Genomic DNA, 22,973 nt, shown 5'->3' with positions numbered 1-22,973 from the left:
AAACTACATTTTCAATTCGTAGAATACAACTAAAAAACAACAGATATAAATGCTTGAATTACTTATTTACAAAAGCGAAACCAATCGCTCCAACGCCATGCCGCGTGATCCTTTTATCAGGATAGTTGCATTGGTAATGGGGTTATTCTGCAACGCAGTAATGGCATCCTCGGCAGTATGATAATAGTGGCCGGTGTGTGATGCGCGTGCATTGTAAAACTCGTTGCCGATAAAAATACGCTCATCAACGTTTGCTGCTGCCGCTTTTTCAATAACGGCCAAATGCTCCGCAGGCGCTTCATCGCCCATTTCAAACATATCACCCAAAATGAGTACTTTTTTTTCTGCGCTTAGCTTGTTTACATTCTCAATGGCCACCATCATGCTGCTGGGGTTGGCGTTGTAGTAATCGCAAATAAGCGTATTAGTAGCGGTTTTTACAATTTGTGAGCGATTGTTATTGGGTTGATAACCCTCAAGTCCCTTATTAATCTCTGCCGGACTCAAACCCAGGTAAGTGCCGATACAGATGGCGGCTAATATGTTACCAAGGTTATAAACCCCGGTAAGGTTTGATTTTACCAGATGCGTTTTTGACGACCCTTTTTCATGCCATTCAAGTACTAAATGCGGCGCATTGTCTATCAACTTACCGTTAATCAGGTTATCAGCACTTTGTGTGCCGTAAAACAGTTGCTTTTTAAAAGTACGGTCAGCAGCCATTTGCTGTAATGTGGCATCATCGGCATTAACAAAAACGTTGGCGCTATGCGCGGCCAGGTAATCATACAATTCGCCTTTACCCTTTTTAACACCCTCAACCCCGCCAAAGCCTTCGAGGTGTGCCTTACCCACGTTGGTGATCAGCCCGTGCGTAGGCTGCGATATGGTGCAAAGCATCTCAATTTCCTTTTGGTGATTAGCACCCATCTCGATTATTGCGGCTTCATGCTCCGCCGTGATACTTAAAATGGTTAGCGGCACACCGATATGGTTATTCAGGTTGCCCTGTGTGGCCAGCGTATTAAAATGCTGCGACAGCACAGCGTTAATCAGCTCTTTGGTAGTTGTTTTGCCGTTACTGCCGGTTAAGCCAATTACCGGGATGTTAAGTTGCTTACGGTGGTAACGGGCCAGATCCTGCAAGGTGTCCAGCGCATCATCAACCAGTATATATTGTTCGCTAACACGATAGTGTGCATTGTCAATTACCGCATAAGCCGCCCCCGCCGCAACAGCCTGCGCCGCAAAAGTATTGGCATCAAACTTATCACCCTTCAGTGCAAAAAACAGGCTGCCGGGCGCTATTCGACGGGTATCGGTACTGATAACCGGATGCTTGATATATAGTTGGTATAGATGGTCGATGGTCATGACTTCAAAGTAAATAAAATTAATAATCAATGAACCAGTGGTAAATAAATTTGTGTTGATGTCATGCTGAGCCTGTCAAAGCATAGCGAACAATTGTCTTCACTCACGCACCCTTCGACAAACTCAGGGTGACAGGCCTTCAACAAATAAAGTTTAACATCAATGCGCTTCCAGCCAGTTGCTGCCGCTGCCTATTTCAACAATAATAGGTACTTCGGTTTTAATGGCGTTCTTCATGTTCTCCATTATGATGGGCTTTACCAGCTCAACCTCGTGGTGCGGCACGTCAAACACCAACTCATCATGCACCTGCATGGTCATTTTACCTTGCAGTTTTTGCGCCTTCAGCTCGCGGTGTATGTTGATCATGGCTATCTTGATCATATCTGCGGCCGAGCCTTGTATCGGGGCGTTAATAGCATTTCGTTCGGCAAACCCGCGTACGGTTGCGTTGGCCGAATTGATATCGCGCAGGTAACGACGACGCCCCATCAGTGTGTTTACATAGCCGTTTTCACGTGCAAAGTTCATGGTGTCGGCCATGTATTTTTTTATACCGGGGAACTGGATAAAATATTGTTCGATGATCTCCGCAGCCTCTTTACGCGGAATGCCCAGGTTTTGCGATAACCCAAAGGCCGATTGCCCATAGATTATACCAAAGTTAACCGCCTTGGCATTACGGCGCTGCGTGCTATCAACCTCAGCTACAGGCACACCATAAACATTGGCAGCCGTAGCGGTATGAATATCAATATTATTTAAAAAGGCCTGCATCATGTTCTCATCCTTGCTTATCTCGGCGATGATACGCAGCTCGATCTGCGAATAATCCGCAGAGATTATGGTATGCCCGCTATCGCGCGGAATGAATGCCTTACGCACCTCCCTGCCACGCTCGGTACGGATAGGTATATTTTGCAGGTTGGGGTTTTGCGAACTTAAACGACCGGTTGCTGCCACAGCCTGATTGTATGAAGTATGCACCCGTCCCGTTTTAGGGTTGATCATTTGCGGCAGGGCGTCTACGTAGGTTGATTTCAATTTGAGCAACTGCCTGAAATCCAGGATATCCTTTACAATATCGCTTTTTGTAGCCAAAGCCAGCAATACATCTTCACCGGTTTGGTACTGACCGGTTTTGGTTTTTTTAGCCTTGGGATCGAGCTGTAATTTTTCAAACAGCACTTCGCCTAATTGTTTGGGCGATGATATGTTGAAACGAACCCCCGCTTTTTCGTAAACTACCGCTTCTAACTTGGCCAAGTCTGTAGTCAAATCTTTTGAAAACTCTTTTAGCGTACCCTCGTCGATTTTTACACCCTCACACTCCATATCAGCCAATACATAGATCAGCGGATGCTCAATCTCATTGATCAGTTTCTCGGCTTCGGCCTGTTTTATCTTCGGCTCAAACACCTGTTTTAATTGTAGGGTGATGTCAGCATCCTCGGCAGCATAATCCTTTATCTTTTCGATCTCTACATCGCGCATGTTGCCCTGGTTCTTGCCTTTTGGCCCGATCAGCGAGGTGATGGAAACCGGGGTATAACCTAAATAGTTTTCGGCCAGTATGTCCATGTTATGCCGGGTATCCGGATCAAGCACGTAGTGCGCCAGCATTGTATCAAACAGGTTGCCTTTTACCTTGATATCATACCATTTCAAAATCATTACATCAAACTTGATGTTCTGGCCGGTTTTACCGATGTTTTCATCCTCGAGCACTTCTTTAAACTCGGCTACCAGCGCTTTGGCTTCTGCCTCGGTTGGCGGCACCGGCACATACCAGGCCTCGCCAGGTTTCACCGCGAACGAAAGGCCGACCAGTTCGCAATGGTTAGCATCGGTACCGGTGGTTTCGGTATCAAAACAAATGTCTTTTTGCTGTTTTAGCAGGGCTATCAGTTCCGCACGTTTTTCAGGCGTATCAGCCAGGTGGTATTGATGCTCGGTATTAGTTATATTTTTGGCGATTACCGGGGTTTCCGGCTCTTTAATATTGGTAACATCAACGGTAAGGCTGGTGTAACCGCCGTTAACCGGGTTGCCAAACAAATCGGTTTGTACCGACGCGGCTTTTAGCTCGGTAATGCTGTATTCCTCGCCAAACACACGTTTGCCCAAGGTGCGGAATTCCAGTTCGGCAAACAAAGGCTCCAGCAAGTCGCGGCTTGGGGCGCATATTTCCAGCCCTTCCTCATCCAGTTCAACCGGGGCGTTCAGCATTATGGTAGCCAGCTTTTTGGAGAGCAGGCCCTGCTCGGCATAGGTTTCAACGTTCTCTTTCAGCTTGCCTTTCAGTTCATGACTGTTGGCAATAATATTTTCAACAGAGCCATAAGTTTTTATGAGTGATTTAGCCGTTTTTTCGCCCACACCAGGGATACCAGGAATATTATCCACCGCATCGCCCCAAAGGCCGAGTATATCTATTACCTGTTCAACACGCTCTACTTCCCATTTGGCCAGCACTTCCTTTACGCCCAGTATCTCCATATCGTTACCCATGCGTGCAGGTTTGTAAATAAAGATGTTTTCGCTAACCAGTTGGGCAAAATCCTTATCGGGCGTCATGCAGTATACCTGGTAGCCTCGTTGCTCGGCTTTTTTAGCCAGTGTGCCTATAATATCATCAGCCTCATAGCCATCCGATGTGATGACTGGGATATTAAAGCCCAATATTACTTTAATTACATAAGGCAGCGCCTTTGAAAGATCCTCGGGCATGGCCTCACGGTGCGCCTTGTATGCTTCAAATTCAGTATGACGTTCGGTGGGTGCGTCAGTATCAAATACCACGGCCATGTGGGTTGGCTTTTCTTTACGCAATACATCAAGCAGGGTGTTGGTGAAACCCATCACGGCAGATGTATTCATGCCACCCGAAGTAAACCTTGGGTTTTTACTTAACGCAAAGTGGGCGCGGTAAATAAGCGCCATGCCATCCAATAAAAAAAGTTTTTTCATAAATATGATTTCACTGATTCAGGGTGATTTCACCGATCGCTTCAAAAGTACAATATTTTACTCACCCTGTCATCGCTGCGCTTGACGTCCCTCTCTGCGCAAGCGCAAATAGGGAGTGGATTAACATTGATTTACTACTTTTTCTGGTTACTGATTACTAACACTATCACCTACTTGAAATCGCAGCTCAGCACATGATCATTCACCATACCGGTGGCCTGCATAAACGCGTAGCAAATAGTGGTTCCAAAAAATTTAAAGCCGCGCTTTTTCATGTCCTTGCTTATCGCGTCGCTTTCGGGCGTACTTACCGGGATGCCGCTTTGTGGTGGCTTATTAATAGCCTTGCCACCGGGCATAAAGCTGTACAGGTATTTATCAAACGAGCCGAACTCTTTTTGTATATCTATAAACAAACGGGCATTGGTAATGGCCGTTGTAATTTTTAAGCGGTTGCGGATTATGCCTTCGTCAGTCAGCAAGCGACTAACATCATCATCAGTAAAGGCAGCTACTTTTTTCACATCAAAGTTGGCGAATGCCTTGCGGTAGTTTTCGCGGCGGCGCAGTATGGTGATCCAGCTTAGTCCTGCCTGTGCCGATTCTAACAGCAGGAACTCGAAGAATATCTTATCATCATGCACCTCTTTACCCCATTCTTCATCGTGATATTTAATATACAGTTCATCGGTGCCGGGCCAGGCGCAGCGGTGGGGTTGTTTGCTCATTGTATCAAAGGTTTGTGAGCGGTAAATATATCTATTTTGCTAATTAATTTAGCTTGTATTAATGAAAATTACCGAAATGTATCAACACCCCGGCCGGGTCTAACACCATACATTCCTGTCCCCATTGCTCGTGGCGAAGGGGTACCAGTTTTACACCGGGATATTTATTTTCCAGGTCAAGGCCTTGCAGATGTTCAAACCATTCTGCGGCGCTTTTTACCTCGAAAAATGTCATGGTGTTCTCTACCCATTCCTTGGCGTAATAATCCTGCAGGTAAAAGGCGAGGCCGTTCAGTTGCAGTAACGACATTTTTGCGTCGATGCTGTGCTCCTCAAAACCCAGTTCGCGGTAAAATGCTTTTGATTGCTCAAAATCTTTTGCGCCTATAAAAGGCCTTATTGAAACTGTTGCGGGTGCCATAGGTGATGTTTTAGATTATAATTAACGTACTAAACGCCCTTTCCAGGCGTATTTGCGGGTGTTGCCCATCAACCCCACGTAAACAAAGTACAATATATGTATTGGCGATAGCAATAGCAACAAGCCCACCAATGCCGGCCGTTTCCAAAATGAGGTGATGGGCAACAGGAACACTGTTTCAAACGCATATTTTAATGCGAACTGCACGCAAAACAACTTAAAAAAGTATATATCATAAAACCCCAGCAGTGCATTGGCCAGCAGCGATACGTTGAACAGCCAGATACATACGGCCATGGCGACGATCTTTTTATCCTTATACCGCGTTGATTTAGAGGCCCAGCGGCGGCGCTGCTGTAAAAAATCTTCAAGCGTTGGTTTGGCGTGGGTATAAACAATGGCATCCTGGTTTTTCAAAAAACCTATCCTGCCGGGATAAACCTCGGCCACTTTTTGCAGCAGCAGTTCATCATCACCGGATGCCAGGTCGTCAATACCTTTAAAGCCGCCTACTTCATAAAATACATCCTTACGATAAGCAAAGTTAGCGCCGTTACAGGTTGAAGCCCTGCCGTTGCCGATAAATGCCGCGCCGATACCGATCAGGTAGGAAAACTCTAGCGTTTGCAACAGTTCGAACAGTGATTTTTCCTGGAAATAGGTAACCGGCGATGAGATCATGACCGGATTTTCTGTTTCGTAGTACGATACTACCGACGACAGCCATTTGTTACCCATTCGGCAATCGGCATCCGTGGCTACCATCAGCTCACCGGTGGATAGGGCGATGGCCTCAGCAATGGCGGCTTTTTTATAGGAGTTGAGCGCTTCGCCCGCGCGCATCTGGTACAGCTTAACACCCTGTTCGGCATAACCGCGGATAATCTCGGCGGTGCGGTCGGTAGAGTGATCGTCAACAATAATTATTTCGGTAAGATGTTTGGGATAATCCTGCGCCAGCAAATCCTCAATAGTGAGGTGGATGCCTGCTTCTTCATTACGTGCGGCTATTAGTATAGTAACTTTTGTTTTAAAGGTAGTGAGCGATGGTTTGGCACGTTTAAGCATAGACCAGCCTTTTATAAGGTAAATGAGCACACACAGGTAGATACCGGTGAGCAGCATGGATATGATACTATGCATAACGGTCAAAGAATTTGAGTTTAAGTACAAAAAAACAACCGATAACCGCGGGGATAATCAGGTTGATGAGCCATATAATAGATACACAGGCAACCACGGCTAATTGTTCGTTTGTTACATAAGCGAACAGGCTGGTGGCGGTAAAACTGCGTACGCCAATATCAAATATATCCAGCGATGGCAGTGCCGACTGGATGATCAAAAAAGTAAACACCATCATCACGATAGTAAGCAAACCTAATTGCGGCAGCAACAAATGGATCAGCAGGTAATACTGCATTGTAAACACCATAAACCGCGCTACCGAATACCATAAGATGTTAAGCAATTCGTCTGTATTATAGCGGGCCATAATGTTAAAAAACCGCTCGTACTTTTTGATGAACTTTATTCTGCTCAGCAGGCTCACCATCCACTCGATATTGAAATAAAACAGGGTCAGCATCAGTAAAAAAACGACCACCAGTACGGCAATGCAGCCAAAAAATAATGTACCAATGTGCATTTGATCTTTGTACGTATATATAAACCAAAGGGTGCCGATCAATCCTAAAATATTGGTTATCAGGTTTTGGCCAAGGCTACCTACAACCATGGCAAACAAGCCGTGAATACGTTTACGGTTAGGCAAAAACATAATGCGCCCGCCATACTCACCTACCCGGTTGGGTGTAAAAATGGCCCAGGTTAACCCGCAAAATACCGATTCGAGCGCTTTCCATATGGAGATATTAATGAGCTTTCGGCTTACGTACTGCCATTTAAGGGCCTCCAGCGTCCAGTTCAGCATCATCAGGATAGATACCGCCGTAAGCGTACCGATAACCTGTCCTTTTGTTAGGCTGGAAACCTTGATGCTGAACTCCTGCAGATCATTGTTCTTAGTAAGGAATTTATGATAAATGAACCACGCGGCAAGCCCGAGGATAGCAGCCTTGATAAGCCACGAGAATAACTTTTTAGCAATTACGGTCAACAGGTAAAATTTGTCAAAACTACAAAAAAGAAAAGCAAGTGCCGGACGCCTGCTTTTTAACGCGTTAATATTTATTTAATATTGAAGCGCACGATGACTACAAACTTTACTCCGGTTTGTTTTAAACTTTCATTCCCGTTTGTGATACGCGCTTAATTTATGACACAAAAAAGGCGGCACCCGTTAAAGTGCCGCCCGCATTTATGGCTCAGTTAATAGTTAAAAATCAAGCCCGTCAAACGTTACCGCTATGTAGTACAGGCCGCCAATGGTTGGGCCCGCAGCGTATTGGTAGTATTTCCTGTTAAATATATTTGATCCGCCTAACTTGATAGTTGCCTTAGCTGTTGGTACTTTGTATGATACCTGCGCATCAAAAGTATTGATGGCCGGTACCGTACCATTGGCCAGTGGGCTCTCCCACAAAAATGAATTCTGGTAACGGTAAACTACGTTAAAGCCCAGGTTTTTTACCACCTCGCGGTTAGCTAATGATACATTGGTAACCCATTTTGGCGTGTTAAAGCCGGTCACAAAAATATCGGCACTCTCGTTACCCTTAATGTTGTTGTAAGCCAGGTTACCGCTCACGGTATAGCGCTTGTAAAAGTTATAGGTTAACCCCAACGACGAGCCATAGTTGGTATACGTGTTTTTAGCATTGGTGTATACACGATAGCGGGTTTGCTGGGCGTTGCGGTTTTCGGCAAGGGCGGCAATAACAGCTTGGTCGCTGCCTACCTGTGCCTGCGCGGCCAGTGTGCCGCCGCCATCGGTAGCATTAAGGTATGGTACGGCAACCTCAACCTGCCCTAAAAAGCCGGTATATTTGTTCAGGTAGCCATCAATATCAATCACTAACTTATTATCAAACAATAAAGCCTTGTAACCCGCCTCAAACGAGTTGATCTGCTCAGGCTCAGTATTGCCCAGGTTAGTCACCTGCAACAGGTTGCGGTTGTTCAACGCGGCCTGGTTACGGGTAACGGTACCGTTGCTGTTGGCTACTTCATTATTAACGGCCGCGTTAAAGTTGTTGATGGATGCCAGCGTGTACGAGTTATCCAGGTAATTCAAACCTTCATTGATGTATGGCAAGCCACCTATACGGCGCACGTTGCCATTGTTAACGAATGATAATGCCTCGAACAAAGCCGGGAAACGGAACCCGTTTTGGTATGATACCCGGAAGTTATGCTTTTCGGCAAGGGTATATACCGCCGCTATACGCGGGTTAAGCTTAGGGTCGAACTCCTTGTTATAATCTAAACGCAGCGAGCCGAATATTTTCAACTTTTCTTCAAAAAACGTTTTGGTGACCTGCGCGAAGGCGCCCACCTTAGTGTAATGCACATTGCTGCCATAGCTGCCATCAGGCAGCGGTTGGTTACGCTCGGCAATCGGGCGCGAAAAATCCACAAAGTTATTACCGTCCGGAATGATGGAATATTCCCTGAAATCGGCACCCACCAATAGGTTGAACCATTTTATCTTATCGGTAAAATCATATTGCGCATCGGCATGGTAGGTACGGCTTTTTTGTATCAATGCCGCACCGCCTATTTTAGTGGTAGCGTTGTAATCCCAGTTATTTACACCTCTTATGCGGCTTTTCAGGTCGGCAAATTCGGGCGTGCCGGGTATTACACGGCCGGCATCTGCCGCGGTACGTGCAACTACCATGGCATCAGCCAGCGGGGTGTTGGCATCAAGCGCGGTTTGCAGGGCGGTTTTGAATTTGGCGCCCCAGGCGGCATTGGTACCGCCGCTAACAATGTCCAGGTTATCAGCCATCGGCTTTACGTTGTACGAGTCGCCCGAGTTTTCAACCGACATGTAAGTACGCACAAAGTAGTCGGCACCTTTTAATTCCAGCTTATGGTTTTGTACGATCACGTTATCCAGCTGAATTTTGTTGCCCCGCTGAAATACGCCATCCATCTTACCAAAACGATAACCGTAGGATAACTCTGCGTTGTTAGCGACTTTATAGTGCAGCGAGCCGTCCACTTTCAGGTTATCCACTATCGGACTAACAATGTCCCGCTCATTGTAACCTGTACGGCGTACAATGAATGATTGACCGGCATTACCATTATAATTGATACCGCTTACCGTTACCGCGTTGTTGCTCTCATCGCCATACTTGTTCCAGCCATCATAAGCCGGGTTGTTGGCTGCCAGTTCGGGGTAGTTAGGGTTGGCGGTAACCAGGTTGTTCGGGTTTTGATCGCGGCGTGTGTCCGACACCCAATCAGTACCTCTCAGGTAACTCACGTTAACCTTAAAGGCGAATTTGTTGTTGAACGCCTTGGCATACCGAACAGCGGTTTCGGTCAGATTGCTCAAATCGCGACCGGTACCACCCACGTGGTTAATGCCGTTTTTAACGTATACGCTTAAACCCTGATAATAAAACGGGTTTTTGGTTTGCAGCGAGGCCATACCGTTAATGGCGTTCATGCCATAGAGTGCCGATGCTGCGCCCGGGATCACCTCAAGACTGGCAATATCCAGCTCGGTGGGGCCAATAGCGTTACCCAGCGGTACGCCCAGGGTAGCGGCTTCCATATCAATACCATCAACCAGTTGCTTAAAGCGGAAGTTGTTGGGAATGTTAAAGCCACGGGTGTTAGGCACCTTAAAAGTTAAGCTTGATGTAGTAAGCTGAACGCCTTTTACATTCTCCAGGGCATCATAAAAACTTGGCGCTGGCGATTCTTTCAAGGCCCTTACATCCAGCTTTTCGATAGCTACGGGCGATTTCAGGATGCTTTCTTCAACCCTTGAAGCGGATACCACCACCTCGTTACCCAATATGGATTGTGTACTTAGCGATACATCCAGACTGGTGCCGGGCGAGTTAACCGCGAATTCCTGTGTTTTAAAGCCCACGCTTGAGAACACCAGCGTAAACGGAAACCTAAGCTTCCCCCGCAGCGAAAAACGCCCTTGCGCGTTGGTGGTTGTACCCGATACGGTACCTTTTATGGATACGCTTACGCCGGGCAACGCCTCCTTGGTAGTATTGTCGGTAACCTTGCCCGATATTTCAACCAGTTGGTTTTCCTGTGCGGCGGCGTGATGTGTGAGCGCGAAAAAGAGTGCAAAATTTATTAAGGCCGCTTTTAAAACGACGTTTAACACGTTACGAAAAAGTTTCATTATAAAATTATGGTGGTTATCAGTATGTGATAGTGATTTTTAAATTAACGCGAAAGGGGACGGGCATCAACAACAACACATACAGCCTTCAGGTAAAGCTGTAACAATTTTTAAAGGTTGGTTTAAAAGTAAAAAGTGTTTCATTATGTGATTGTTGTGTGTTAATTCTGCAATGATAAAAATTATTATTATAATATCTATAGAATTGGTAGATAATAATTTAGTTTTTTATTTCTCTCTCTTGCCTGCACCTATTATTTTTGAGTTCGATATAAATTAAAATGTACAATCAGCCTTATCAAACAGAGATCTCGTTCGCCATCGGGTGGAGAATTTTTCTTGCCATGATTTCAATACCTCTGACCATTGTATTTGGGTGGCTTATTTACGACGGGTTTACCGGCTCAACGGGCATTTTTGGCATAATATGCGGGCCTATTGGCATATTATTTTTTGGCTACTGCGTTATTCGTGTTTTTAAAGAGAAAGTAATTATTGAGGAGGATAAGCTAATACATGTAAGAGCCTTTACTCAAAAGGAAGTGTTATATCAGGATATAGAGGGCTATCGTGTAGATGACAATTACATTTACCTCGAATCGTTCCAAACAAAAAAAACGGTTATTAAGCTATCAACTTACCTTGGTAAATCAAAAATATTAAAAATACTACGCCAAAACTTTAAAGACCTTGATGTTCGCGACAGATATCGATCAGAAGCAGATATTATTAATAATAGCGATTATGGCGTAAACCCGGAGGATGCCGCGGCTCATCTTAAAAAAACAAGGCAACTATGTATCTTCCTGAATGTAGTCGGCGTGGCGTTAGCCTTATGGGTAGGATTTTTTCCTGATAAGACCTCTATTATTCTCAACACTGTGTTCCCTGTTGCCGTGCTTATCGTAGTAAAGAGTAGCAAAGGACTTATCCGTGTTGATACAAGCAACAACTCCGCTAACCCTAATGTAGGTTTCGCGTTTATGGGCCCGCTGTGCGCTTTAGCGATTCGTTGTGTTTTTGATCTGCATATATTCTCATTTGAGAATGTATGGATATATGTTATTGGTGCTTTTTTGCCATTGATTGCTTTAACTTTTACAGGCAGTAAAGAATTTGGCTTTAAGGATAAGGCGCAAACATCAAACACCATATTGTTAGCTGTATTCCTGTTTCTGCTTTGTGTAATAGATGTGCTGATGATCAATTCTAATTTTGACAGATCAACGCCACAAACCTATAAGGCTGAAGTATTAGATAAAAGAATATCAAAAGGGAATAAATCAACCACCTATTATCTGAAACTAAATCCTTGGGGGCCGCAAAAGCAAATTGATGAAAACACGGTAAGCAGCAGCTTTTACTCGGATGTTGAAGTGGGCGACACCGTATCTGTCAACTATTACAAAGGCTTGCTTAATATTCCCTGGTTTGATATTGTAAAATAAATCCACTCCATTTGTAACAACCCAAGCCTAATGCCGTCAAAATGTTATCGTTATAACGCTAACATTTAATCTGCTATTCGCATGAAGCTGAACCCATTTTCGCGCAAAAAACAAACTCCCGCTAAAAAGAAAAGCAAAGCCCGCGAGTGGCTGGATGCCATTGTGTTCGCCCTGGTGGTGTCAACCGTTGTTCGTGGCCTGCTGTTTTCAGCTTATGCCATTCCATCCGGCTCCATGGAGGGTACAGAGATGACGGGCGATTACCTGTTTGTAAGCAAGCTGAGCTATGGCGCACGCATGCCGAACACGCCGCTGTCTATCCCATTCCTGGAATCGCACGTTACCTCGGCTGATATTAAAACTTACTGGGATGCCATTAAGCTGCCTTACTTCCGCCTGCCGGGTTTTTCGGAAGTAAAGCGTGGCGATATTGTGGTGTTCAACTATCCCGGCGGTACACCAAAAGACCCGGTTGATATGCGCGTGCATTATATTAAACGTTGCGTGGGCACCCCCGGCGATGTATTAAGCATTGTTGATACCAAAGTGATGATGAACGGCAAGGAATTAAAGAACGCGCCCAAAGCGCAAACCTCATGGCTGGTTAGCACCGACGGCAACGCCATTAATCCTGAATTGTTGAAAGACCTGAACGTGGAAGTTCGCGGCCAGTTAAACAATAATGATTATGTGATGATCATCCCGACGGATAGTTTTGATCAACTGAAAGGCTTATCAAACATAAAATCAATCAATCCGGTTATTGAGCCAAAAGGCGAGCAGGATATTAGCGTTTTTCCGCAAAGCGAACTATTTAACTGGAACCAAGATAACTACGGCCCGATCACCGTACCCAAACGCGATATGACCATTCCGCTTAATGATTCAACCGTTGCCTTGTATGGTCGCAATATTGCCCTGTTCGAGCACAATGCCATCAAAAAGGAGAACGGCAGTTACTACATCAACAATAAAAAGGCTGACAGCTATACCTTTAAGATGAATTATTACTGGATGATGGGTGATAACCGCCACAACTCCGAGGATTCGCGTTACTGGGGTTTTGTACCCGAAGATCATGTGGTAGGCAAGGCCGTACTAACCTTTATGAGTGTTGACAGCACCAAAAACCTGTTTAATAAAGTACGATGGAGCCGTGTAATGCGCACTATCGAATAAACACCTTATACTAAATATGTAAATGGAAGCCCTTATTAATTGTAAGGGCTTTTTATGTTATTTGTCTTTGAGTTCTATCCAAACCGGGGCATGGTCGCTAGTTTTTTCCCAGCCGCGCACCTGCTTGTCGACCCCGGCTGCGGCAAGCCTGCCCTCTATTTGCGGACTCAGCAAAAAATGATCGATACGCAGCCCGGCATTGCGGCCATACGCGTTGCGGAAATAATCCCAAAAGGTATAGATCACCTCGTCGGGGTATAGCTTGCGCAGGGCATCTGTCCAGCCCTGGTCAACCAGTTTTTTAAAAGCCGCGCGTGTTTCCGGCCGAAAAAGGGCATCCTCAACCCAGCGTTCGGGCTTGTAAACATCCTGCTCGGTAGGCATCACGTTGTAATCGCCCGTTAGTATTACCGGTTTTTTTGAAGCCAGTAGCCCGGCGGCGTGCAGGGTAAAACGTTCAAACCATTTTAACTTGTAGTCGAATTTTGGTCCCGGTGCCGGGTTGCCGTTGGGCAGGTACAGGCAGCCAATGGTCAGTCCGTTCACATCAGCCTCAATGTACCGGCTGTGGGTATCTTCCGGGTCGCCGGGCAGTCCGCGGGTAGTTTCATTGATGTCCAGGCCCTTTGCCAGTATGGCTACGCCGTTCCAGCTTTTCTGGCCGTGCCATATCGCGTTGTATCCGGCATCGGCTATGGCCTGCTCAGGGAATTTTTCCTGCGGGGCTTTCAGTTCCTGTAGGCATACCACATCCGGCGCGCTTTCGTTAAGCCAGCGCAGCAGTACCGGCAGGCGGCCGTTAACACCGTTTACGTTGTAGGTTGCTATTTTCATTGGGTAATGTTATATACAAGTATACGGAGTAAATAACTTTGATGTTTAGGTAATGGTTTTTGATGTGTTTGACAGGAATATAATTAATACTCACATCTTGTTTATCTCAAAAATTGGCATTGTAAAAATACGCTTCTATCTCTTCAAGTAATTTATCAGCATTAATAGGCAGATATCTGGTTTCAATATGAATTTCAGACCCATCATTCATGGTCAATACAAGTGCGGCATTAAATCTAATTTTCACCTCTTCTACATCTGCCCAATAAATTGTCTTTTTACTTTCAGTTATTACTATCTTTTCTTTATCTATTGTTAATATTATTTGCTTTTTGATAGCAGGCAAAAAATACTTTCTCACAAAAAACAGAATACCACCTATCCCGATAACTATAAAAGGTGAAATAATTAGTGTCCACAATATTTCTCGCTTAAACAAAGAATTACAAAGCACAAGGAAAAAGAAAATTGATAAAGCACTGATTGCCAAAATTGGCATTGCTGTGAAAAAGATACTATAACAATAGCTTAGTTGATTATTTGATTTCATTTTGAATTTAACTTGCAAAATAATGTTTCATAAGCTTAAATCATACAGTTGTTATCCGCCACAAAAACCATCCTCCCATCAAAACTGTTACACTCAAACCAACAAGCTATTACCAACCGAAAGCTACATTTGAGTAAACCTATTTAAAACATGAGCCACATCAACAAACAGGATATTAAGCAGGAGGTATTTGATCTGTATGATGATTACGCTCATAACCGGCTGGACAGGCGCGCGTTTATGCAAAAGCTATCATTATACGCGGTAGGTGGCTTAACGGTAACCTCATTAATGAGTTTTTTGATGCCCGATTATAAAGGCCATGTTCAGGTACAGGCTGATGATCCAAGGCTGAAATCAGCATATATTAATTATCCATCGCCTAAAGGTGGCGGCTCTATAAAAGGCCTATTATCAAAACCGGTTGATGCTAAAAAGAAGTTAGGCGGCATTATTGTAGTGCACGAAAACCGCGGACTAAACCCCTACATTGAGGATGTGGCCCGCCGCACCGCGCTGGCAGGTTTTGTATCCTTAGCGCCCGATGCGCTTACCCCGCTTGGCGGCTATCCGGGTAATGATGATGAAGGCCGCACCCTGCAAAGCAAGCGCGACAAAGGCGAAATGGAAGAGGATTTTATAGCTGCTTACCAGTACCTCAAAAATCATAAGGATTGCAACGGCAAGGTGGCCGTGGTGGGCTTTTGCTTTGGTGGCGGTATTGCCAACATGATGGCCGTACGCATACCTGCGCTGGCGGCGGCGGTGCCATTTTATGGTGCCCAGCCCGATGTTGCCGATGTGCCCAAGATACAAGCGCCGCTGATGCTGCACTATGCCTCGCTGGATAAACGTATAACCGATGGCTGGCCAGCATATGAAGCCGCTTTAAAAGCTAACCATAAAAAATACCAGGCCTTTGTTTATGAAAATGTAAATCATGGCTTTCATAACGATACTACGCCACGTTACGATAAAGCCGCAGCTGAGCTGGCCTGGAAACGCACGATTGAATTTTTTACGCAAACGCTATCCTGAAATAGCATTTTAAACCTTTAATACGCCCCTGAACCCGCGCGCGGCGTAATAAGATGATGCGCCGTTATGATAGGTAAATACGGTGTTGTAGCGGCGGTCGCAAAAAATTGCGCCGCCCAGTTTACGTATATCCGCAGGGGTTAGCACCCAGCTCGAAGTTTTTAAATCAAATTCACCCAATTGCTGTAGTTCGCGGTATTGGGCTTCGGTAAGTATTTCAATACCCATCGCAGCTGCCATATCCATAGCGGTATTTTCAGGCTTAAATTCCTTACGGGCATCTAACGCCTTACCATCATAACACAGGCTGCGTCGGCTTTTGGGGCTTTCGGGGGCGCAATCATAAAAAATATATTCACCGGTTTTAGCATCAATCCCAACTACATCAGGTTCACCGCCGGTACGTTCCATCTCGTTTAGCGACCATAGCTTTGCCGGTTTTATACTGAGGCTGGCCGCTACATCAGCCCAGTTAATGCCCGGGCGGCGGTTGGTGTTCTTTTCAAAACGGCTTTTTAGTGTGTTAAGCAGTTCGGTTTGCTGGTCGGGGGCGAGATGGTGGGTGGTCATTGCATGTATCTGAATTGGTTAGCGAATAATAATCGTCTCGGTTCTAAACTAATGCAAAAGCCTTCACTTAGCGAAGGCTTCTCTAAAATTTAAGGGGTAATACAACGCTTTTAATATAGAGCTACTTTTTCACGCTATAAATTCGTGCAAGTCTTTCTATATCTGACGTTTCCTGATTATATATTTTATCTACCGCCTTAATAATTTTTACAGTTTCATCTCGTCCTATTGTATAAGGCGAATGTTTTAATACTGCGATTCCATGAGAAGATAATTTATTGCCATTTGACCTTTTGGCGATAACTCCCCCGGAAGACATTTTAGCGACAAGCACTCTGCGTTTTTTTTGAATTTTTTTTGCCATAGCGATGGATACTAAATGGGGTTTTGAAACAATTTTACTGGGCTGTCACGCTCTAAATCCGTTACTGTTGGTGGCCTTTGCTCTGTTGACAGCTCCCCAAAACTTGCAAACAATTGGTTTTCTTTCGATTTCAAAATGTAATAAGTTAAAATAGGATCATTACTGTAGCCATCAAAAATCAATCCAAGTGGAACATATCTTTTAGTCGCCCTATATCTCTCAACCGCTCTAAGAGTAGCGATTTCTCTTCGTAAATTAACCGAAATTAAATGAACGTTATAACCCAGCTTTTGAAGAACCAAAGCCAATATTTTAATGTTTTCTGGCTTTTGTCCAATCTTAGGGATTACAATGTTTGTTTTATCAGTAGAAACTTTTTGGAGAAGACTTTCAAAGTCGTCTGGCTGATGTTCATAACCAAATATAATTTCATCCGATTCACTATGAACCAAGGAGGCACCCCATTCGTAATTTTTAAATTCAGGTAATTTTCTTTTCGCAAAGTCCGAATCTAATATATACGCCCCATAAGATTCTGCTATAGTATTCGCAATTGACGACTTCCCAGACGCTGGCAGGCCTATTAAAATTACTGCATCGCCATTTCTTTTTATCTCACTTAAAGGAGCAGCTCCTCCACGTCCTAAGCAAATAGACTCATCATCTCCTTCTCGCTTATAATCATAAAGTTCATTTACAACTTGCCTTCTCATTTCCCATCTATTATCTTCTTCCCGAAATTCACTGACACGAAATTTTTTGCTGGTAGAAGTCGGAAAATCTTCGTATACAGGCAGGGCAATTTCACCCTTAACGATCATTGGAATAATATTTCGATCCTCCCTATACCGGAGCTGTTTATACAAAAAATTTTCAACGGCCTCATCGTCGTTTAACGGCCTTGAATATGATATTTTCATATTTATAAACGTAACGTTATGATAAATGGTTTATGGTTACAGCTTCTAATATGAAATTTTTCTTTTACATTTTTATTAAAGATTATCAACTTATCAACATAAAAGAGAATAATAATTATGTTAATGATTTAAATGTCTTTAAGCATATACATCAACAAAAAAGCCGCCTTACAATTGTAAGGCGGCTTTTGTAGCCCGTAGGGGAATCGAACCCCTGTTTCCAGAATGAAAATCTGGCGTCCTAACCCCTAGACGAACGGGCCGGGTTAGTGAACTTATTAAGAATGCAGCTGAAATTGATCATTCACAACGATCAACTTCAACATGGTAGCCCGTAGGGGAATCGAACCCCTGTTTCCAGAATGAAAATCTGGCGTCCTAACCCCTAGACGAACGGGCCATAATGTAAAAAGAACAATTCCCCTTATTTTGGGTCTGCAAAGATATATCTTTCCAAATAAAATTAAAACATTATTTGCAACATTTTAAAATTCTTAAATGGTGTGGTTATCGGCACGTTATAAAAAAACAAAAAACAGCATCAAAGTATTGTATACCTACATCAGCTTATGAACAAAAAAAAGATTGACGATAGCCACCTAAGCTTTATGCGCATGGCCGTTAAATGTGCCGATGATAACATACGCACGGGTAAAGGCGGCCCCTTTGGCGCTGTTATTGTAAAAAACGGTGAGGTGGTGGCCTGCACCGCGAATTCAGTAACCGCCACTAACGATCCAACCGCCCATGCCGAAGTAAATGCCATCCGCGAAGCCTGCAAAAAACTTAAAACCCCCGACCTGGAAGGCTGCATTATGTATACCAGCTGCGAGCCTTGCCCTATGTGTACCAGCGCCATATACTGGGCGCGCATTAACGTGGTTTATTACGGCAATACAAAAACCGATGCCGAGTGGGCGGGCTTTGGCGATACACAGATATCAGCCGAGTTAGGCAAGCCGCTTGAGCAGCGGAGCATATTTTTTAAGCGCATCGGCGCGAGTGATGCCATACGCAGTTTTGAGCAATGGGTGGAGCTGAGCGAGGCTGAAAAAAGTGAAGTAAAAAACGGAACTCTTTAGTAAATTTATAACCAATGAAAGCTACCTGGAACAACGCGGTTATTGCCGAGAGTGATGACACCATCGTGATTGAGAACAACCATTATTTTCCGCCGGAGAGTGTAAAGCAGGAGTACCTGCAAAGCAGCGAAACGCATACAACCTGCCCTTGGAAAGGACTGGCATCATACTATACACTTAATGTTGGCGGTAAAGAAAATAAGGATGCGGCCTGGTACTACCCGGAGCCTAAGGACGCCGCTACCGAAATTAAAGGCTATGTAGCTTTTTGGAAAGGAGTTAAGGTAAGCGAATGAAGCAGTACGATGCTATTGTAATTGGCGCCGGGCAGGCCGGTGTGCCTTTGGCAAAAAAACTGGCCAAGGCCGGTAAAAAAACAGCGCTTATTGAAAAACGCTTTGTGGGCGGCACCTGCGTTAATGATGGCTGTACGCCCACCAAGGCTATGGTAGCATCGGCTAAGGCGGCATACAATGCCGTGCACTCTGCAGAGATTGGAGTAACGGTAAACAGCTATTCGGTTGATTTGAAAGCGATAAAAGAACGCAAGGACAAAATCGTGATGAAATCTCGTACAGGCGGCCAGAGCGCTGTTGAAAGCACCGAGGGATTAGACCTGATATTTGGCGAAGCCTGTTTTATTGCTGATAAAACCATCAGCGTAAAGCTGAATGATGGCGGCGAAGAAGAACTTACGGCCGAACTGTTCTTTATCAACACGGGCGCATCGCCGGTAATACCGGATATTGAAGGCCTGGAGGAGGCCGGTTATCTGACATCTACCACTATACTTGACCTGGAAGAGGTACCGCAACACCTGCTCATCATCGGCGGAAATTATATCGGACTGGAGTTTGGGCAGATGTTTAGCCGGTTTGGAAGTAAGGTTGCCATCCTGGAACGATCAGAAAGGTTATTGCCCGGCGAGGATGAAGATATAGCGCATGAACTGACTAAAATTCTGCAAAAGGAAAACATAAATATTCTTTGCAATGCACAGGCTAAAAGCTTTGATAAAACCGGTTACGAAATAACTGCTGCTGTTGAACGCAATGGCAAAATCGAAAATATCAGCTGTACCCATATATTAGTTGCCACAGGACGTAAACCACAAACTGAAAGACTTGGGCTTGACAAAGCCGGTGTCGAGCTGGATGATAAAGGCTTTATTAAGGTAAATAACAAGCTGGAGACGAATGTAAAAGGCATCTATGCTTTGGGCGATGTAAAACCGGGTCCGGCGTTTACGCATATCTCCTATAATGATTATACCATTGTTTACCGCAATCTTTTTGAAGGCGAAAACTTTACTACAGATGACAGGCCGGTGCCATACTGCATGTTTACCGATCCGCAGCTTGGCCGTATTGGCTTAAGCGAGATGGAAGCGAAAAAGCAGGGCATCAATTACCAGGTAGCCACGTTGCCTATGGAACATGTTGCCCGCGCCATTGAGGTGGGCGATACACGGGGCATAATGAAAGCCATTGTTGATCCGGAAAGTAAGAAAATTCTGGGTGCTGCTATTTTAGGGGAGCAAGGCGGCGAAATCATGTCGGTATTGCAGATGGCTATGGAGGGCGGCATTACGTATGATAGGATACGCTATTGTGTATTTGCACACCCTACTTATTCCGAGTCGCTGAACAACCTCTTCATGTCGTTAGAGAAATAAACTGCATGATAAAGGCGGATAACCTGAGCAAGCATTTTGGCGCTGTAAAGGCAGTTGATGAGGTATCTTTCGAAGTTGCTGAAGGCGAAACCATGGTTTTGCTGGGTACCAGCGGCTGCGGAAAAACCACCACGCTTAAAATGCTGAACCGGCTTATTGAGCCAACAAGCGGCACCATTAGCATTAATGGCCGTGATGTTGCCGGTCAGCAGCCGGAGGAATTGAGGCGCGGCATAGGTTATGTATTGCAAAACAACGGGCTTTTTCCGCATTACACCGTTGCCGAGAATATAGCCATTGTACCCAACCTGCTTAAATGGGATAAAGCCAAAACCCAAAAGCGCACTACTGAGCTGTTGGAAAAGCTGCACTTATCGGCACAATACCTTGATGTTTACCCTAACGAATTGAGCGGCGGGCAACAGCAGCGGGTGGGTTTGGCACGTGCCTTGGTTGCCGATGCCCCGGTTTTGCTGATGGATGAGCCATTCGGCGCGTTGGATAATGTTACCCGCACAAAAATACAAGCTGAGTTTAAGGCACTCGACGAGTTGAAACGCAAAACCATTATTATGGTGACCCACGATGTGCAGGAAGCTTTTGCCCTTGGCGACCGTATTGTAATTATGGATAAGGGACGCATTGTGCAGCAAGGCACACCGCAAGAGTTATTGTTTAATCCAGCGGATGATTTTGTGAGAGATTTTTTGAAGGAGCAGCATCTGCAACTCGAGCTGCGTTCCATTAAACTGGCGGATATGTGGCCTGGGCTGACGGACACCGGTCGTAAAACACATACCGATCTGCTATCTGCCGACGAAAATATGTGGGCAGCCTTAGAAGGTTTTAAATTTACGGAGCACGACAATATTAACATTATCAACCAGCATACGCGCGAGATAAAGAGCGTTGGTTTCGAGGCCTTAATGAGCGCTTATTATCAATACAAAAAGCAACCGCACCATGAATGAACAGCAACAATCGCTGCTGGATTTCATGCGCCAGCAATCAGATAAATTACTCTCGCAAACGCTTGAACACATCGGCCTTACGTTTATTTCGCTACTGATAGCCGTGATGATCGGGCTGCCGCTGGGGATATTGATTGCCCGTAAAAAGCAATTATCCGGCAGTGTGCTGGGTTTTGCGGGGGTGCTGCAAACCATACCCAGTATTGCTTTGCTCGGTTTCATGATTCCGCTTTTAGGCATCGGCCCTAAACCCGCTATAGTGGCCCTGCTGTTGTATGCCTTGCTGCCCATCATCCGCAACACGTACACGGGCGTAACCGGGGTTGATGCTTCGGTGAAAGAAGCCGCCGTTGCTATGGGCATGAGCAAATGGCAAATACTAAAGCAGGTTGAGTTACCATTAGCCATGCCGGTTATTTTAGCCGGTATACGCACAGCAACGGTAATTAATGTAGGCGTGGCTACGCTGGCCTCATACATTGCGGCAGGTGGTTTGGGCGAGTTCATCTTCGGCGGTATTTCGCTTAACAATACCAACATGATATTGGCTGGCGCTATACCGGCAGCCCTACTGGCCATTGTGTTTGATTTCCTGCTATCCTTAGTGCAAAAACTCAATTTCCGGAAGGTGCGGGCAGGTGCTTATGCCTTGCCTGTATTCACGCTGCTGCTGGCTTCTTTTTATTTTATTCCATCGGCTTACGGCGGCAAACTTACCGCTGGTTTTACCCCTGAATTTATGGGCAGGCAGGACGGCAACCTGGGCTTGCGTAATAAATACGGGTTGAAAATCCATACCACCGTGATCAGCGATGCGGTGATGTACAAGGCAGCTTATGAAAAGGAGTTGGATGTAATAAGCGGATATTCAACCGATGGGCGATTGAAGGCATACGATCTGGTGGTGCTGGAGGATGACGGGCATATTTTCCCACCTTACTATGCCGCGCCGATTGTGAGCGACATCGCCCTGAAAAAATTCCCGGACCTGGAGCGCACGCTCAATATGCTGTCGGGCACAATTACCGATTCCGTCATGACGGAGCTGAACTACCGTACCGATTATCTGCATCAAAGTCCGGAAAGGGTGGCCAAAGATTTTCTTGTATCAAAAAACTTATATAAACCTTCGCGCAACGGTAAGGCAGGTATTATACGCATCGGCTCAAAAATATTTGGCGAGCAATATATTTTGGCCAATATGTATGCGATGCTGATACGTGGTAATACCGATTATGATGTGTCTACCAAAACCGGCCTCGGTGGTACTAAGATCTGCTTTGATGCTCTTACTAACAACCAGATAGATTTTTACCCGGAATATACCGGTACCGGTTTGCTGGCGATTTTGCAGGCCCCGGCGCAAACGGTTAATAAACTAATAAGCGATAAAGAGCGCACTTATAACTTTGTAAAAGCAGAATTTAGCAAGCGATACAGTATTAAATGGCTTACCCCCATAGGTTTTAACAATGCTTATGCATTAATGATGCGCCGAAAACAAGCGCAGGAGTTAAACGTTAAAACGATATCTGATCTGAAGAACCACCTTGATACCAATTAAT

At 45.1% G+C, this 22,973-nt stretch carries 20 protein-coding genes and 2 tRNA genes; 8 read left to right on the top strand and 14 right to left on the bottom strand.

The genetic code is table 11. The annotated features are described in order from the left end of the window. Positions 1 to 66: 66 nt before the first annotated feature. From ABD960_RS18270 to ABD960_RS18240, 7 genes are all read right to left on the bottom strand, one after another. Positions 67 to 1,374, bottom strand: a complete 1,308-nt coding sequence (locus tag ABD960_RS18270; RefSeq protein WP_345333455.1) for a UDP-N-acetylmuramoyl-tripeptide--D-alanyl-D-alanine ligase — start codon at positions 1,372 to 1,374, stop codon at positions 67 to 69. A gap of 159 nt (positions 1,375 to 1,533) precedes the next feature. Further along, positions 1,534 to 4,344: a DNA polymerase I gene (gene polA / locus ABD960_RS18265; RefSeq protein WP_345333453.1), complete on the bottom strand. Its 2,811-nt coding sequence runs from the start codon at positions 4,342 to 4,344 to the stop codon at positions 1,534 to 1,536. 170 nt (positions 4,345 to 4,514) lie between these two features. After that, on the bottom strand, positions 4,515 to 5,072 hold the full coding sequence (locus ABD960_RS18260) for a DNA-3-methyladenine glycosylase I (protein WP_345333451.1): 558 nt from the start codon (positions 5,070 to 5,072) through the stop codon (positions 4,515 to 4,517). A 58-nt stretch (positions 5,073 to 5,130) separates the two neighbouring features. Continuing rightward, positions 5,131 to 5,493 carry a VOC family protein gene (locus ABD960_RS18255; protein WP_345333449.1) on the bottom strand — a complete coding sequence of 121 codons (363 nt, stop codon included), beginning with the start codon at positions 5,491 to 5,493 and terminating at the stop codon, positions 5,131 to 5,133. A 21-nt stretch (positions 5,494 to 5,514) separates the two neighbouring features. Beyond that, a complete protein-coding gene (locus ABD960_RS18250; RefSeq protein ID WP_345333447.1) occupies positions 5,515 to 6,636 on the bottom strand; it encodes a glycosyltransferase in 1,122 nt (373 codons plus the stop codon). Then, a complete protein-coding gene (locus ABD960_RS18245) occupies positions 6,629 to 7,612 on the bottom strand; it encodes a hypothetical protein (protein ID WP_345333445.1) in 984 nt (327 codons plus the stop codon). Before ABD960_RS18245 ends, ABD960_RS18250 begins: the two co-directional genes overlap by 8 nt. Positions 7,613 to 7,831: 219 nt before the next feature. Beyond that, positions 7,832 to 10,777: a TonB-dependent receptor gene (locus ABD960_RS18240; protein ID WP_345333443.1), complete on the bottom strand. Its 2,946-nt coding sequence runs from the start codon at positions 10,775 to 10,777 to the stop codon at positions 7,832 to 7,834. 281 nt (positions 10,778 to 11,058) lie between these two features. On the opposite strand from ABD960_RS18240, the gene ABD960_RS18235 reads away from it, so the two are divergent. Together ABD960_RS18235 and lepB are read left to right on the top strand one after the other, a co-directional pair. Next, positions 11,059 to 12,225 carry a hypothetical protein gene (locus ABD960_RS18235; RefSeq protein WP_345333442.1) on the top strand — a complete coding sequence of 389 codons (1,167 nt, stop codon included), beginning with the start codon at positions 11,059 to 11,061 and terminating at the stop codon, positions 12,223 to 12,225. 81 nt (positions 12,226 to 12,306) lie between these two features. After that, positions 12,307 to 13,404 carry a signal peptidase I gene (lepB, locus tag ABD960_RS18230; RefSeq protein WP_345333440.1) on the top strand — a complete coding sequence of 366 codons (1,098 nt, stop codon included), beginning with the start codon at positions 12,307 to 12,309 and terminating at the stop codon, positions 13,402 to 13,404. A gap of 57 nt (positions 13,405 to 13,461) precedes the next feature. On the opposite strand, the gene xth is transcribed toward lepB, so the two are convergent. After that, entirely contained in the window at positions 13,462 to 14,238 is a 777-nt protein-coding gene (xth, locus tag ABD960_RS18225) for an exodeoxyribonuclease III (protein ID WP_345333438.1), read from the bottom strand. 106 nt (positions 14,239 to 14,344) lie between these two features. Continuing rightward, the gene (locus ABD960_RS18220) at positions 14,345 to 14,788 is read right to left on the bottom strand and encodes a hypothetical protein (protein ID WP_345333436.1); all 444 of its coding nucleotides are present in this window, start codon (positions 14,786 to 14,788) and stop codon (positions 14,345 to 14,347) included. Positions 14,789 to 14,938: 150 nt separating this feature from the next. Between ABD960_RS18220 and ABD960_RS18215 the strand changes: the two genes are divergently transcribed. Then, positions 14,939 to 15,826, top strand: a complete 888-nt coding sequence (locus ABD960_RS18215; RefSeq protein WP_345333434.1) for a dienelactone hydrolase family protein — start codon at positions 14,939 to 14,941, stop codon at positions 15,824 to 15,826. Positions 15,827 to 15,835: 9 nt separating this feature from the next. Here the strand turns inward: ABD960_RS18215 and ABD960_RS18210 are convergent, their stop codons facing one another. The 5 genes from ABD960_RS18210 to ABD960_RS18190 form a co-directional block, all read right to left on the bottom strand. Next, positions 15,836 to 16,396, bottom strand: a complete 561-nt coding sequence (locus tag ABD960_RS18210; protein WP_345333432.1) for a DUF4256 domain-containing protein — start codon at positions 16,394 to 16,396, stop codon at positions 15,836 to 15,838. A 121-nt stretch (positions 16,397 to 16,517) separates the two neighbouring features. Further along, positions 16,518 to 16,760: a hypothetical protein gene (locus ABD960_RS18205; RefSeq protein ID WP_345333430.1), complete on the bottom strand. Its 243-nt coding sequence runs from the start codon at positions 16,758 to 16,760 to the stop codon at positions 16,518 to 16,520. An 11-nt stretch (positions 16,761 to 16,771) separates the two neighbouring features. Continuing rightward, positions 16,772 to 17,581 (bottom strand): zeta toxin family protein, encoded by an 810-nt coding sequence (locus ABD960_RS18200; RefSeq protein WP_345333428.1) that lies wholly within the window; start codon positions 17,579 to 17,581, stop codon positions 16,772 to 16,774. Between the two features lie 290 nt (positions 17,582 to 17,871). Beyond that, positions 17,872 to 17,943: transfer RNA gene (locus ABD960_RS18195), tRNA-Glu, on the bottom strand. A 62-nt stretch (positions 17,944 to 18,005) separates the two neighbouring features. Further along, positions 18,006 to 18,080 (bottom strand) — tRNA-Glu (locus tag ABD960_RS18190). Between the two features lie 169 nt (positions 18,081 to 18,249). Here ABD960_RS18190 and ABD960_RS18185 point away from each other — a divergent pair. From ABD960_RS18185 to ABD960_RS18165, 5 genes are read left to right on the top strand one after another with little or no spacing between them, the layout of a single operon-like run. Then, positions 18,250 to 18,762: a nucleoside deaminase gene (locus ABD960_RS18185; protein ID WP_345333426.1), complete on the top strand. Its 513-nt coding sequence runs from the start codon at positions 18,250 to 18,252 to the stop codon at positions 18,760 to 18,762. Positions 18,763 to 18,776: 14 nt separating this feature from the next. Beyond that, entirely contained in the window at positions 18,777 to 19,058 is a 282-nt protein-coding gene (locus tag ABD960_RS18180) for a DUF427 domain-containing protein (protein ID WP_345333424.1), read from the top strand. After that, positions 19,055 to 20,437: a mercuric reductase gene (locus tag ABD960_RS18175; protein WP_345333422.1), complete on the top strand. Its 1,383-nt coding sequence runs from the start codon at positions 19,055 to 19,057 to the stop codon at positions 20,435 to 20,437. Before ABD960_RS18180 ends, ABD960_RS18175 begins: the two co-directional genes overlap by 4 nt. 5 nt (positions 20,438 to 20,442) lie before the next feature. Next, a complete protein-coding gene (locus ABD960_RS18170) occupies positions 20,443 to 21,408 on the top strand; it encodes an ABC transporter ATP-binding protein (RefSeq protein ID WP_345333420.1) in 966 nt (321 codons plus the stop codon). Further along, a complete protein-coding gene (locus ABD960_RS18165) occupies positions 21,401 to 22,972 on the top strand; it encodes an ABC transporter permease/substrate-binding protein (RefSeq protein WP_345333418.1) in 1,572 nt (523 codons plus the stop codon). Before ABD960_RS18170 ends, ABD960_RS18165 begins: the two co-directional genes overlap by 8 nt. The last annotated feature ends 1 nt before the right edge of the window (position 22,973 follow it).

The organism is Mucilaginibacter defluvii (assembly GCF_039543225.1).
Classification (GTDB): Bacteria; Bacteroidota; Bacteroidia; order Sphingobacteriales; family Sphingobacteriaceae; genus Mucilaginibacter; species Mucilaginibacter defluvii.
The sequence above is the reverse complement of the archived record's forward strand: the minus strand, read 5'-3'. Positions and strand labels throughout refer to the sequence as shown.

Coding starts and splice junctions, on each gene's coding strand:
- ABD960_RS18270 (WP_345333455.1), bottom strand. CDS start 1,374: ATGACCATCGACCATCTATACCAACTATATATCAAGCATCCGGTTATC.
- polA (WP_345333453.1), bottom strand. CDS start 4,344: ATGAAAAAACTTTTTTTATTGGATGGCATGGCGCTTATTTACCGCGCC.
- ABD960_RS18260 (WP_345333451.1), bottom strand. CDS start 5,072: ATGAGCAAACAACCCCACCGCTGCGCCTGGCCCGGCACCGATGAACTG.
- ABD960_RS18255 (WP_345333449.1), bottom strand. CDS start 5,493: ATGGCACCCGCAACAGTTTCAATAAGGCCTTTTATAGGCGCAAAAGAT.
- ABD960_RS18250 (WP_345333447.1), bottom strand. CDS start 6,636: ATGCATAGTATCATATCCATGCTGCTCACCGGTATCTACCTGTGTGTG.
- ABD960_RS18240 (WP_345333443.1), bottom strand. CDS start 10,777: ATGAAACTTTTTCGTAACGTGTTAAACGTCGTTTTAAAAGCGGCCTTA.
- ABD960_RS18235 (WP_345333442.1), top strand. CDS start 11,059: ATGTACAATCAGCCTTATCAAACAGAGATCTCGTTCGCCATCGGGTGG.
- lepB (WP_345333440.1), top strand. CDS start 12,307: ATGAAGCTGAACCCATTTTCGCGCAAAAAACAAACTCCCGCTAAAAAG.
- xth (WP_345333438.1), bottom strand. CDS start 14,238: ATGAAAATAGCAACCTACAACGTAAACGGTGTTAACGGCCGCCTGCCG.
- ABD960_RS18220 (WP_345333436.1), bottom strand. CDS start 14,788: ATGAAATCAAATAATCAACTAAGCTATTGTTATAGTATCTTTTTCACA.
- ABD960_RS18215 (WP_345333434.1), top strand. CDS start 14,939: ATGAGCCACATCAACAAACAGGATATTAAGCAGGAGGTATTTGATCTG.
- ABD960_RS18210 (WP_345333432.1), bottom strand. CDS start 16,396: ATGACCACCCACCATCTCGCCCCCGACCAGCAAACCGAACTGCTTAAC.
- ABD960_RS18205 (WP_345333430.1), bottom strand. CDS start 16,760: ATGGCAAAAAAAATTCAAAAAAAACGCAGAGTGCTTGTCGCTAAAATG.
- ABD960_RS18200 (WP_345333428.1), bottom strand. CDS start 17,581: ATGATCGTTAAGGGTGAAATTGCCCTGCCTGTATACGAAGATTTTCCG.
- ABD960_RS18185 (WP_345333426.1), top strand. CDS start 18,250: ATGAACAAAAAAAAGATTGACGATAGCCACCTAAGCTTTATGCGCATG.
- ABD960_RS18180 (WP_345333424.1), top strand. CDS start 18,777: ATGAAAGCTACCTGGAACAACGCGGTTATTGCCGAGAGTGATGACACC.
- ABD960_RS18175 (WP_345333422.1), top strand. CDS start 19,055: ATGAAGCAGTACGATGCTATTGTAATTGGCGCCGGGCAGGCCGGTGTG.
- ABD960_RS18170 (WP_345333420.1), top strand. CDS start 20,443: ATGATAAAGGCGGATAACCTGAGCAAGCATTTTGGCGCTGTAAAGGCA.
- ABD960_RS18165 (WP_345333418.1), top strand. CDS start 21,401: ATGAATGAACAGCAACAATCGCTGCTGGATTTCATGCGCCAGCAATCA.